We start from the raw sequence: 12,708 nt of genomic DNA, 5'->3' as shown, positions 1-12,708 counted from the left end.
GTTCAACAATACGAGCACACTTTTGTATTGTTGAGTGAAGTCTAGACTACGTCTGCTTTTTCCCAATAAAGATTGAATAAATCATACATTGATGTTGCGAAATCCTTGTCATCAATACTTAATGCCATATTTAATGACATTCCGGCACCTCCATGCAATAGAATAAGCACGTATTGAAAATCCACCATCAACATTTTAAAAGGCAAGGATTCAACCATCTTCACGTCTTCTCCTTTTGATTTAAAATAATTGGCTAGCTTCTTTATCGATGCCTGATCCTCTCCTGGAGGCAATTCATAAATCCCCTTAAACTCTACTCCACTGTTAATAGAATCTTCTTCTGATGGATTTACGTTTTCAAGTTCATTGATGTTCACCGTATAAGGTGCTTTTGAAAAACCAACACCAACCTTTTTAGCTAATCGAAATAACCGATAATATTCTTCGAGTATTTCCTTCTTACTGGTTATAGTTTTAAAAACAGTAGCGGTATTAGACTGCGTTTGTAAAAATTTGTCTTCTAGTTCTGTACTTAATTTTTGTAATGCTTTTTCTTTTTGTAAATATTCGTCCCTAATTCTTGAAAATGCCGAATTAGGAGAGTTTAGTGCGTAAATCTTTGGACGGTCTTTTATTAATCTACAAAATCCTTTATCGGTCAGTGTATCCATAAAGGCATATAGTTTTGAGGTAGGGATCGAAGTTGCCCTAGAAATTTCCGTAACAGACAATTCCCCTTTCTCTAATAAGAGCTTGTAAATCTTCAGTTCTTGATGAGAAAATCCTATGTTTAATAATAAGCTATCCATAACTACTACCAAAAGTAGTACCTTTATAAAAAGTATGCAAGAATTCGTGAAAAAAAATTAATAATACAATACACAATTGCGGATTATCTTAATTTCAGTACTTTAAATCATAAAAATCATATCTTTTTTCATTCAAAAGAACCCTACAAATCTATTTACTACTCGTTTTGGTAGAAACATTTTTCTCTTCAAATTGAAGAAAGTGTACATATTTAAGTAATTACATTGTAAACTAAACTATCGTAAACTTTCAATTGACCTTTATGAGAGCTTTTTTTGTTTGAGCTTTAGCGAATTTAAAATCAAAACTTAGCTTATACTCTATAATACCACGTTCATTCTTTTTGATTAGAACAGGCTACGATAAGTAAAGAGCATCATACATTATTGACTATCAAGCAGAATAAAGTTATATTAGGTTCTCAATATAACTTTCTATTATCAATATTATTACTATGAAATTAACTATTAAGATTTTCTCGTTTCTAATCGCCTCTTTCTTGCTTATTGGTTGTTCTTCCAATCCTTCAGAATCTGAAGAGCACAAAGCCCTATTGAAAGAGCATCAAGAGATGGAGGCTGAGCATAAAAAATTAGCAGAAGATCATGAAAAAATGGAAGCTTTGCATGCAAAAATGGTCAAAGAGCATGAAGCCCTTAACGGTGGAAAAGAAGATCCTTCACATGAAGCTATGGAGGCACAACACACTGCTATTCTAAAAAAGCATCATATGTTGATGAAAAAACATGACGAAATATTGGCAGAACATGAAGTTTTAGTTGAAAAACATGCTTCAGGTAACGTAGATATGGCTACAATGAAAGCCGATCATGACAGAATGGAAAAGGAACATGAAGAAACATTAGAAAGTGAACATGAATTGATGGAGAAAGAACATGATCAATTGATGGCCGATCATAAGAAAATGTTAGCTGAACATTAATACAAGTCTTACTTTAATAACAATGGCTCCAAAAAGTAACCTTCTTGGAGCCATTTATTTAGGCGTTTTCTACAACTTTCTCTGGTTTTTTATATTTAAGGTCTTTTTCGATTACCTCAATCATCTTCCCAGCAATATCTTTACTGGACACACCTTCAATCCCTTCCAATCCAGGAGAAGAGTTCACCTCCAATAACAACGGTCCATTTTGACCTCTAATAATATCAACACCTGCTACTTTTAGATTAAGTGTCTTAGCTGCTAAAAGTGCTACTTTTTTCTCTTCTGGAGTAATCTTCACAAGTGACGCAGTACCTCCCATATGAATATTTGCCCTAAACTCACCCGGTGCAGCCGTACGCATTATACTTTCCACCACTCTACCATTCACAACAAAGCATCGTAGATCTTTCCCGTTAGCTTCTTTCACAAATTCTTGTACTAATATATTAGCTTTCAGACTTTTAAAAGCATTAATTAAACTCTCTGCCGCTTTTGTTGTCTCTGCCAATACTACGCCTTTTCCTTGTGTACCCTCTAATAGTTTGACAATTAAAGGTGCTCCTCCTACCATCTTGATCAATTCATCAGTATCTAATGGTGAATTGGCAAAACCAGTAGTGGGGATCGGTAAACCGTTATTGATAAGTAATTGAAGTGCATACAATTTGTCTCTTGATCTAGTAATTGATGAGGCATTGTTTAGAGTATAAACGCCCATGGCTTCAAAATGTCTTGTCAATGCAGTGCCGTAAAAAGTCGCACTAGGGCGAATACGTGGTATAATCGCATCAAAGTCATTCAAAATTCTGCCTCCCCTGTAATGCATCTCAGGGTTCTTTCCGTCTAGCTTAATATAGCAATCCTTGATATTCAAAAACTCTACTTCATGCCCTCTTTCTTGCCCAGCTTCCATGATTCTTCTATTACTATATAAATCAGGGTTGCTTGCTAAAAGTCCGATTTTCAAACCCGTAGGTTTTGCGATCTTATTATGATAGTATTGCTTTAATAAATCTTCGGTCGGTTCACCTAATAAGCATGATGATTCTGGGTCAACCAACATCTTTCCCGACATGGCTTGGCGACCAAGAAGCATTCTATAACCCATAGTATCTCTATTGGTTAGTGTCAATTGCACTTCCCAAGTATCATCAGCGATAGCTAACACCGTTTTTATTACAAAACGCACTTCAGAGTTACCACTAGAACTCTTTACTTTTCGTTTATCATGAACAGGAGCCTCGCATCTCACTGTTGTTTTTCCATCATTTTGTAATGGGTGAACTTCAAAACTTACCCAAGGGGCTCCATCTTTTTTATAAGGAATAATATTAACAGCATGAAGGGCAGAGGTTTTAGCACCTGAATCAACTCTTGCTTTGATTGCAGGAATGTTTATTTGAGGAAAACTACACCATTCTTCGCTTCCAACAATTATTTTATTTGTATTCATAAATGACTGATTTAAAGTAGTGTGTAAGACAGAAAATCAATTATTAAACTTATTTACCTTCCCAAAGTTTTAATCTTTCTAGTAAACATTTCGAATATTAATATAATTGCTTAAAAACAATTTTAAGAGAAAATGATAAAATGGTTAATTTATTAGGTCAAAAAGTGATAAAAAGAGCATACCAACTGAAAATCAATTATTAATAGACACAAAAAAAGGCACTAAATACATAGTGCCTTTTCCGCAGTCAACTAGACTATACCGTAGCATATTCTAATAAATCTTTTGCTTTTTCGTTACCTAGGGAAGTAATCTGGGCAAAAATACCTTTAGGGCCTTTTTCAATAGAGTGTACATAACCTCTGTCATGCAACTCATCAATCATTTGTTCCAGTTCCGGTGTTGATGCTTTGATTCCAAATTGACGGACAATTGTCTGAAGGGATGTCCCGTAGTTAAGGCAAATACCTGCTAATAGTTTAGTAATTTTAGATTCAGTTGACATGTTTTACTTGGTAATTTCAATAAATAGTGTGTTCACAATAATATTCATTAATGTTAATATAGAAAAATGAGTTAAGTCACTTTTAATAGATTTTGCTAATAAATAAGAGTTTTAACAGTTTTGTTTTTAAATATTAGTAAAAAACGGCTCATTATTTTGTACAAAAAACGGAACTGATTGCATTATTCAAACGCTAGAAAACGATAATAACTCATTGATTGTAATACCCTTAAAAGTACTTGAAATGAAACTCGTTTATATTTGAAACCAATTATGTTACTACAATTTGTAAAAAACTACAGCCGTCTTCTTATAATACTATCCAGTATTATTTTATTGATATTTATCGAAGGAGAAAACCTCAAGAACAGCTTAAACTGGAATATTGAACAGGAAAATTCAATACTATCAGAGATATTCTTTACAGGAAATACACAAAGAGTGTCAGAAACAGAGAAATAAATCAAAAAATCTGCGTTTGGGGAACTAAAATAGGGAGAATACAATTTATCAATAAAGTGCTATATGGATAGTAGTTCAAGTAGAAAGAGTAGAGAGGTATAGATTAAATACCAGTCCGCTCTTCACACAAAACGCTATAACGCTGCTTTTATAAAATTGAATAGACTATAGTACTCGCTTTTATGATTTATTTTATTGAAAATATGATGTATCAATATATTCTCACTGTTCTTTTTATACTGTTTTTCCATTTTACGTATGCCCAATCAGATCACGAAGAGACAACAGGGTATTTAGACTATTTTGTCTCTACTTATAATACCTATGAAGTATTAGAAGAAGACTCTGCTGTTTTCTATAAAAGTGGTGCTTATATCAACAAAAATGAAGTTTATCTGGATTATCAAGTTGAGATTGATCCTCAGAAAGATTTCGAACAAAAAGAGGACTTTTATGCGTTTCTAATGCAAACCATCCAAACTCCTTTAAAAGAAGATGCTGCTTTTGAATTACAAATCTACGCTGTACACTATGCTTTGACTATCAATTATTATTTTGAAGACAATTCCTTTTTAAGAGTAGAAAAAAGGTCAATTAGTAAGCAGAAAGCACTTTATTTTGATAAAAATAAAAGAGTGGTAAAACAGCTTTGAAGGGTTATGAAAGAGGGAAGGAAATACATTAGCGACAAAATCGCCAAAAAATATCTTTGATTTCGTCGCTTGAATGTACAATTGCGACATAAAATTATGTAATTAATTAGGGTTTTTCAAATTGGGAGAAAAAGATAATTCTGCTTTACCTTTAAAGGTATGAATTTGAACGTATTGTATTTTTAAGGACCACCTTTATAACATATTTAAGATTATATTTTCATTTTTAAAGAGAAACTTTCGGTTCAACCGCATCCTTTTTTTGTTAATGCACGTTTATTTAAATAAGTACATAGAGAACTAGGTTGGAATGAGTATTCTGATCTTTTAGTACAAAATAAATAAACTAAATAAGGTGATGAGTATACAATATAAATCTCTACAGATTGTAAAAGCTCTTGAACCAGGGGCTTATCATTCGATATTAGTATTAGCCGAAACATTAGGACTAACTTCTTCACTGCATGAATTAAAAAGGATCACACACACACTATGCAGAAATGGGTTAATTGAAGCCAAGGAAGAAAAAGATGATATTAAAATCATATTGACTGAAGAAGGAATTGAAGTATTGCCCTTTCTCTAAAAAACAAAACCAAAAAGAAATCGAAAAAAGGAGTTTATCTCCTTTTTTTTATGTGTGAAATTTAATCTCTTAAACGAAAATACACTTTACAGAAATATTGGAATACTTAAAATCTACTTCAATAACTGATTTTATTTTATACCTAAAACCACACTCAAGTCACTCAATCAGTGATCTTTATAAATTTATGTAGACTATTCGTAGACTTATACATTTCAGCTGTAGACTTTATTTAGAAACATGTTGTAGGACATTTAAGAAGTGCGTCATCTACATTTGTAAACGAAATGAAAAATAAAGTTTTACGAATTGATTCCATCATGAAAAAACAAATAAGCAATATTCTAAAGGCTATTATCGCACCCGTTGTATTATCAGCATGTGTGCAATCAGGTGCCGTAAATGAAACAACTAAAACCGAGGAAGTAAAACCTGCTTTAGCGCTTGAAGAAGTAAAAATTATTACTACTGCTTCAAATACAAAACATAGACTTTCTGAAACAGGAAAAGCTTCTTTCAAAAAAGCGGATCAACCCCGAGAAGATGAAGTTTCTGTATTTGTCAACCCAAATAAGTCTTTTCAAACCTTTATGGGAATTGGAGGTGCTATTACTGATGCTTCTGCTGAAGTATGGGCTAAGTTACCAAAAGACAAACAAGACGAATTAATCAAAGCTTATTATACTGAAGATGGTATCAAATACTCCCTTCTGAGAACAACTATACATAGTAGTGATTTTTCACCTTACTCGTATACCTATATTGAAGAAGGAGATAAAGAATTAAAGACATTTTCGATTGAACATGACTTGGAATTCAGAATTCCAATGATGAAAAGAGCCATTGCTTCCAGTGGAGGTCAATTGACAACGTATGCCTCACCTTGGTCGCCTCCAGCATTTATGAAAGGAAAGAAAAATATGTTGAAAGGAGGTACTCTTCAACCTGAATTCTACCAGTCGTGGGCCAATTATTATGTAAGATTCATTGAAGAATATGAAAAGCAAGGTATTCCGATGTGGGGTGTAACCATCCAAAATGAGCCAATGGCTACTCAAACTTGGGAGTCATGTGTTTACACTGCTGAACAAGAAAGAGATTTCTTAAAGAATTACTTAGGACCAACATTCGAAAAGGCAGGAATGTCTGATAAAAACATTGTAGTTTGGGATCATAACCGTGACTTGATTTCTCAAAGAGCCAATGTAATTTTTGAAGATCCTGAAGCATCAAAATATGCTTGGGGTATTGGTATGCACTGGTATGAAAACTGGACTGGCGGTGAAGAAATGCAGAGAAATTTAGGGAATATCAGAGAATCATTCCCTGACAAAAACATCTTATTTACAGAAGGTTGTCAAGAAGGTTTTGATGCCAAGCACTATCAGAGATGGAGTAATGGTGAAAGATATGGTCGTAATATGATCAATGATTTTAATCAAGGGACTGTAGGTTGGACAGATTGGAATATCTTATTAGACCAAACAGGTGGCCCAAACCATGTCAACAACTTATGTTTTGCCCCAATTCACGCAGATATTACAAAGGGTGAATTGATCTACACTCCTTCTTACTACTATATTGGTCACTTCTCTAAGTACATTACGCCTGGTGCAAAAAGGGTGAGTACAACCACAAGCCGTAGTACTTTGATCAGTACTTCATTCCAAAATGAAGATGGATCAGTAGCTACGATTGTTATGAACGAAACAGATGAAGATATTAATTATAATTTCATCGTTAGTGGACAAGAAATTCAAGTAGAAATTCCTGCTCACGCTATCCAAACATTGCTTTATAAATAATAGAAATACAAATAGTATGAATAGAGTGAATAAATTTGTTGCAGCACTGGTATTAATGCCAGTGCTTGCACTCAACAATATGCTTTCAGCCCAAACTAACCAAAGCATGGAAAATAAAGTCAATACTATCTTCAATCAACTGACTTTAGAGCAAAAAATTGGGCAAATGACTCAAATTGCTTCTACTAATGGTGATGAGGTACCAAAATACGTCATTGATGCCATCAAAGAAGGTCGTGTGGGATCTATCCTCAACGCCGGTACTCCAAAAGCGATCGAAAAAATTCAAAAAATTGTAGCCAAAGAAAGTCCCAATAAAATTCCATTAATTATTGGACGAGATGTCATTCATGGTTATAAAACTATATTCCCTATTCCACTTGGTCAAGCGGCTTCATGGAACAGAAAACTGGTAGAAACAGGAGCTAACATTGCGGGAAAGGAAGCTTATGATGAAGGTATTAATTGGACCTTTGCTCCCATGATTGACATTAGTAGAGATCCACGCTGGGGAAGAATCGCAGAGTCATTAGGAGAAGATCCTTATCTTACGGCGGAATTAGGAGCTGCTATGGTTGTTGGGTTTCAAGGCAATGAATTATCTTCTGAAAAAGGGAGAATTGCTGCGTGCGCCAAACACTTTATCGGCTATGGTGCTACGGAAAATGGGAAAGATTACAATGCAGTTTCCATTCCAGATTACCAACTATGGAATACTTACCTCCCTCCTTTTAAGGCTGCGTTGGATGCTGGAGTAGGTACTTTTATGACAGCATTCAATGACATCAATGGTATTCCAGCTTCTGCAAATCAATTTTTATTAAAAGAAGTATTAAGAGATAAATGGAATTTTGATGGCTTTGTGGTCAGCGACTGGGAATCAATGTCTCAAATGATCAACCAAGGGTATAGTGAAAATCTAAGAGATGTTGCATTACAATCTGCTTCAGCTCAATTGGATATGGAAATGGTTTCTTCTGCCTACCAAAAGCACTTAAAAGAACTGATTGAAAGTGGTGAAATCGACATTGAAGTTGTCAACACAGCTGTCAAAAATATATTAAGCGTCAAAGTAGCGTTAGGCCTTTTTGAACAAGAGTACAATGGTGTTCCTAAAAACACTGAAATTTTAAGTGCTACTCATAAAGCTGAGGCAAAGAAAATGGCGATTGAGAGTTTAGTCTTATTGAAAAATGAGAATGCTCTTCCTCTCAAAATTAAAGATCAAAAAATTGGTATTGTTGGGCCATTGGCAGATGCTCCTGCGGAACAGGTCGGTACTTGGTCACTAGATGCTGTTATTGATGAAGTTGAAACACCTTTAAATGCATTTCAAGAGGCTTTTGGTGATCAAATTGTATTCGCTCAAGGTTTAGAAAATGCACGATCAAATAATACAGATCAAATACAAGCTACTGTTGATTCCATGAAAGGTGTAAAAGATGTGATTGTTTTTGCAGGCGAAGATGCTATTTTATCAGGTGAAGGTCATAGTAGAGCTTTTATTCATTTACCAGGTGCTCAAGAAGCATTGATTGATGCATTGGCAGAAGCCGGCAAAAATATTATTTTGGTAGTACAGGCTGGTAGACCTCTTACTTTGGGAACGATTGAGGATAAAGTCAAGGCAATCCTTTATGCTTGGCACCCTGGTACAATGGGCGGTCCTGCCATTTTAGATGTGATTACTGGAAAAGTAACTCCTTCGGGTAAACTTCCGGTTACTTTCCCAAGAACATTGGGTCAAGTTCCGATCTATTATTCTTCTATTGAATCAGGCAGACCTGCCAACCCTCAGATGTTAGGTATTCCAACGGGGACACCTTTAGATCCTGTCGGTTTAACGAATAACTATTTGGATGTGTCTGTAACACCTGCATATGCGTTTGGATATGGTTTGTCTTATACTTCTTTTAGTATTTCAAAACCAAAATTCTCTAATACAGAATTGGTCAAAGGTGAAAGAATTACTGTAACGGTAGAAGTAAAAAATACGGGGAAATATGAGGGAGCTGAAGTGGTGCAATTGTATATCCATGACAAAGTCGCTTCTTATATGCGTCCTAAGTTAGAACTAAAAGGATTTGAAAAAGTGTACTTAGCACCGGGTGAATCTAAAAAAGTAACTTTTGAAATTGGTGATGATCAATTGTCTTTCTTTGATAAAAACGGTAATGTTTTACTAGAGAAAGGAAAGTTTGAAATCTTTGTTGGAAACGCTTCTGATAATTTAGCTTCAGAGATCATTACACTAAAAAATATTAAATAAATAATATGTTGAAAGGCTTGTGTGAAGAGTTTGTACTTCTTTTCACACAAGCCTTATTTCATTTATTTTAGAATGCAATCCGCATTTATTTCATTTGAATAATCCTATCGTAATCCACCTCTTTTCCTAAGTTGAACACCAATGTTTCCCCAAAACCAACAGGTAGCTTAAAGATATTTTTTAATGGAATAGAAAGAAGGTAAGCCCAAATACAACGAAGCACTCCAGAGTGTGCCACTACCATTACTTTCTCAATTTCTCTATCTCTCAGATCATCCAAAAATGATTCTACTCTCGTAAACATCTCTGCTAAAGATTCTCCATTTGTTGCTTTCTCATTTACAAAATCATCCATCCAAGGATTCAACTCTAAAGAGTCAATCTCACTCCATTTTTTCCCTTCCCAATCTCCAAAATTAAGTTCATACAGACGAGCATCAAAGGTAATATCTTGATAGTCCAAAGCTTCAGAAAGTTTTACACATCTCTCTGCAGGGCTTGAAAAAATGAGATCAAAATCAGTCGGTAAAGTTTTACGATAGGCTTCAACTTCTTCTTTAAAAGTAGGTTTCAAAGGCACATCAGACTGACCGTAACATACATCTTTTGGTACATCTACCGCTGTATGTCGAATTACATAAACTTCCATAAAGCAATAAAACTTAAAATACTTACACACTCCGCAATTTGCTGTACAGCACCTAAACAATCTCCAGTATAACCATCCAACCATTTCTCAAAGTAACGCTTAGAAAGTAATGCCAATACGATCAATGGAATTATAGTTATAGAAAAATAAAGATTATAAGTACACAAAAGACCTAGTGGAATCAAACCAAAAATAAACGCTCCAAAAATCTCTTTTAGACCGTGTGTTTTGGCAATTGGTTTTACTTTACTTGTGGCATCATCACGAGCATATTCTGATATAAAACAAATACTTATTGCTGTGAGTCTTGATAACGAATGGTAGGCTACAAATAATAATACCATTAGGCCAATATCATTGGAAGGAGCCAATGTAAAAAGTTGGGATAAACCGGCATATTTCATTAAGAAAAGCAGTACGGATGCAATCACTCCATAGGCACCTACACGACTGTCTTTCATAATGACCAAAATACGTTCTTTGGTCCATCCTCCACCAAATCCGTCAGCCACATCTGACAATCCATCTTCATGAAAAGCTCCGGTAGTCAACACCCCTGCCAATAAAGAAAATACTACTGAAATTGCGGTATCAAAAAGTAGGGAACTTAACCAAAAAGTAACAAAGGAAATAACTCCAACTATCCACCCAATTAACGGAAAATACCTTGTCGCTTTATTAATATGATCAGGATTATAAACAATAGTAAAGGGACAAGGTATCCTCGTATAAAACATGAGGGAAGTGAAGAAAATATTGATTTCTTCTCTCATTTATCTATTTAAATTCATCATGATTACTCACTCCGGCATCTTCAAAACTTGCCATTGTATCTAAAAACTGTACTGCACTTTTCACCACTGGATAAGCGATTGCAGCACCTGTACCTTCACCCAATCTAAGGCTCAATTTTAAAACAGGTTCACCACCTAAATGTTCTATCATTCTTTTGTGTCCACCTTCATCACTTTGATGAGAGTAAACGGCATTTTCAAGTATAGATGGGTTAAGCTCAGCTGCAACCATAAATACACTTGTCGTGATAAAACCATCCACTAATATAACCATTCCTTGGTCTTTCGCCTCAAGAAATGCCCCCAACATTTGAGCCATCTCAAAACCACCGAAAGTCATCATTAACTCATCGGCATTTTCGATATTACCATGAAACTCTTTTGCTGCTTTTAATGTTTTGAGTTTCTTTTGAAGTTGTTCATCATTTACACCCGAACCTCTACCTGTACATTCCTCAATTGTCATGTTACAAATCTGGCTCATGATTAATGATGCAGGTGAAGTATTACCTATTCCCATTTCACCAAAACCAATCACATTACATCCTGTTTTGGCCACCTCTTTCACTACACTTCTACCGTTCTCAATACATTCTTTATATTGCTCAGGCGTCATTGCCTTTGCAGCTAAAAAGCTTGCTGTTTCTCTCCCTACCTTGTTGTTGATCAACGCAGTGTTAGGGTCAAAGTCAAAATTAACGCCTGCGTCTACAACCTGAAGATTAATGTCGTGTTGTAAACAGAACGAATTAATTGCAGCACCGCCTTGTAAGAAATTCATGACCATCTGGAAAGTCACTTCTTGAGGAAATGGACTTACTCCTTCGTGGGCTATTCCATGGTCCCCTGCAAATACAATGATATGTGGATTAGTTAGCGTAGGAGATAAAGTATTTTGTATTTTACCAATCTGCAAAGCCAATTTTTCTAACATTCCTAGTGATCCTAGAGGCTTTGTTTTAAAATTAATTTTGTGCTGTAGCTCTTTTTCCATCTGATTGAAGCTGTAATAGCTTTTAATAGTTTAGTTAAATGATATAATTGCTCATTGAATTATTTCTGCCCGTAAAAGTCATAAATTCTAAACTTATTTCTAAACTAAATACATGTTAATCTTCTCCAAATAGTATCTTCTGAATCAAAGTCACTTGCCCTAAGTGATAATAAGCATGTTCTATCATACCATCAATGTTTCTTTGGAATGAACCATACTCTTTTTTCACAAAAACAGATTGTAATTGTTCGTCATTTAACTGCTCAATATGATTTGCAAGTTGTTCAGCATCCTTCCAAAACTTCTCTAAAAAGTTGTCCCACTGCTGTTGTGATGTAATCGGCGGAAAGTCAAAGCTATACTTATCACTAATTTCCAGTTTTCCATTTACAAAGACATTCGTGATTCCCTTGATATAATAATGTACATGCTGAGCCAAAACAGCAATGGTATTTAGGTTTTTCACCTTCGCTGTTGCGATTGTATACTCCAAACCCTCCAATTGTGCTTTATAATTGGTATTGGCGATCCAAGTTCCGTTAAGAATCACTTCTCTTAGTCTATTGGCTAGTACGTTGGCGTTTGTCATCTTATTCTATTTTATGTTTATTAAGTATCAAGACAAAATAATGCTAATTACACTGTAAACTGAATATTAGTTAATTAATATAACTCCTTTTATGAAGGATTAATAGTAGTGTGTTGTGGTTCGCGAGGGGCTGTCGCAAAACCATCAAAAATTCCAAATACTCTTCATTTTTAAATCGTATGAACATAAACAG

At 34.8% G+C, this 12,708-nt stretch carries 13 protein-coding genes and 1 pseudogene; 6 read left to right on the top strand and 8 right to left on the bottom strand.

The genetic code is table 11. From position 1 onward, the window contains the following. Positions 1 to 41: 41 nt before the first annotated feature. Positions 42 to 809 (bottom strand): TrmB family transcriptional regulator, encoded by a 768-nt coding sequence (locus tag IC221_RS23440; protein ID WP_188171277.1) that lies wholly within the window; start codon positions 807 to 809, stop codon positions 42 to 44. 455 nt (positions 810 to 1,264) lie between these two features. Here IC221_RS23440 and IC221_RS23435 point away from each other — a divergent pair, with 455 nt between their 5' ends. After that, positions 1,265 to 1,753 carry a hypothetical protein gene (locus IC221_RS23435; RefSeq protein ID WP_188171276.1) on the top strand — a complete coding sequence of 163 codons (489 nt, stop codon included), beginning with the start codon at positions 1,265 to 1,267 and terminating at the stop codon, positions 1,751 to 1,753. 58 nt (positions 1,754 to 1,811) lie between these two features. On the opposite strand, the gene rimK is transcribed toward IC221_RS23435, so the two are convergent. From rimK to IC221_RS23425, 3 genes and pseudogenes are all read right to left on the bottom strand, one after another. Then, a complete protein-coding gene (rimK, locus tag IC221_RS23430; protein WP_223241468.1) occupies positions 1,812 to 2,723 on the bottom strand; it encodes a 30S ribosomal protein S6--L-glutamate ligase in 912 nt (303 codons plus the stop codon). Positions 2,724 to 2,807: 84 nt separating this feature from the next. After that, positions 2,808 to 3,209 (bottom strand): annotated as a pseudogene (locus tag IC221_RS29615) (ATP-dependent zinc protease); the annotation flags it as partial. Between the two features lie 256 nt (positions 3,210 to 3,465). Continuing rightward, positions 3,466 to 3,714, bottom strand: a complete 249-nt coding sequence (locus tag IC221_RS23425) for a hypothetical protein (protein WP_188171274.1) — start codon at positions 3,712 to 3,714, stop codon at positions 3,466 to 3,468. Positions 3,715 to 3,987: 273 nt separating this feature from the next. Here IC221_RS23425 and IC221_RS23420 point away from each other — a divergent pair, with 273 nt between their 5' ends. The 5 genes from IC221_RS23420 (at position 3,988) to IC221_RS23400 (ending at position 9,489) form a co-directional block, all read left to right on the top strand. Further along, positions 3,988 to 4,176: a hypothetical protein gene (locus tag IC221_RS23420; protein WP_188171273.1), complete on the top strand. Its 189-nt coding sequence runs from the start codon at positions 3,988 to 3,990 to the stop codon at positions 4,174 to 4,176. Between the two features lie 182 nt (positions 4,177 to 4,358). Beyond that, positions 4,359 to 4,829 carry a hypothetical protein gene (locus tag IC221_RS23415; protein WP_188171272.1) on the top strand — a complete coding sequence of 157 codons (471 nt, stop codon included), beginning with the start codon at positions 4,359 to 4,361 and terminating at the stop codon, positions 4,827 to 4,829. A gap of 358 nt (positions 4,830 to 5,187) precedes the next feature. Continuing rightward, complete coding sequence (locus tag IC221_RS23410) at positions 5,188 to 5,415, top strand: hypothetical protein (protein WP_044210196.1); 228 nt, start codon at positions 5,188 to 5,190, stop codon at positions 5,413 to 5,415. A 320-nt stretch (positions 5,416 to 5,735) separates the two neighbouring features. Further along, the gene (locus tag IC221_RS23405) at positions 5,736 to 7,220 is read left to right on the top strand and encodes a glycoside hydrolase family 30 beta sandwich domain-containing protein (RefSeq protein WP_188171271.1); all 1,485 of its coding nucleotides are present in this window, start codon (positions 5,736 to 5,738) and stop codon (positions 7,218 to 7,220) included. A 16-nt stretch (positions 7,221 to 7,236) separates the two neighbouring features. Then, a complete protein-coding gene (locus IC221_RS23400; RefSeq protein ID WP_188171270.1) occupies positions 7,237 to 9,489 on the top strand; it encodes a glycoside hydrolase family 3 N-terminal domain-containing protein in 2,253 nt (750 codons plus the stop codon). Between the two features lie 85 nt (positions 9,490 to 9,574). Here IC221_RS23400 and cobC read toward each other — a convergent pair whose 3' ends face one another. The 4 genes from cobC to IC221_RS23380 form a co-directional block, all read right to left on the bottom strand. Then, positions 9,575 to 10,138, bottom strand: a complete 564-nt coding sequence (gene cobC / locus IC221_RS23395; protein ID WP_188171269.1) for an alpha-ribazole phosphatase — start codon at positions 10,136 to 10,138, stop codon at positions 9,575 to 9,577. Beyond that, the gene (gene cobS / locus IC221_RS23390) at positions 10,123 to 10,911 is read right to left on the bottom strand and encodes an adenosylcobinamide-GDP ribazoletransferase (protein WP_188171268.1); all 789 of its coding nucleotides are present in this window, start codon (positions 10,909 to 10,911) and stop codon (positions 10,123 to 10,125) included. The genes cobC and cobS overlap by 16 nt, the downstream gene beginning before the upstream one ends. A gap of 4 nt (positions 10,912 to 10,915) precedes the next feature. Beyond that, entirely contained in the window at positions 10,916 to 11,926 is a 1,011-nt protein-coding gene (gene cobT, locus IC221_RS23385; protein ID WP_188171267.1) for a nicotinate-nucleotide--dimethylbenzimidazole phosphoribosyltransferase, read from the bottom strand. A gap of 115 nt (positions 11,927 to 12,041) precedes the next feature. Further along, positions 12,042 to 12,515, bottom strand: coding sequence for a DUF1572 family protein (locus tag IC221_RS23380; RefSeq protein WP_188171266.1), 474 nt, complete (start codon positions 12,513 to 12,515; stop codon positions 12,042 to 12,044). Between the last annotated feature and the right edge of the window lie 193 nt (positions 12,516 to 12,708).

The sequence above is a fragment of the Flammeovirga sp. EKP202 genome (genome assembly GCF_014534745.1).
Taxonomy (GTDB): domain Bacteria; phylum Bacteroidota; class Bacteroidia; order Cytophagales; family Flammeovirgaceae; genus Flammeovirga.
Note: the sequence above shows the minus strand (reverse complement) of the source record. Positions and strands in the feature narration are given on the sequence as shown.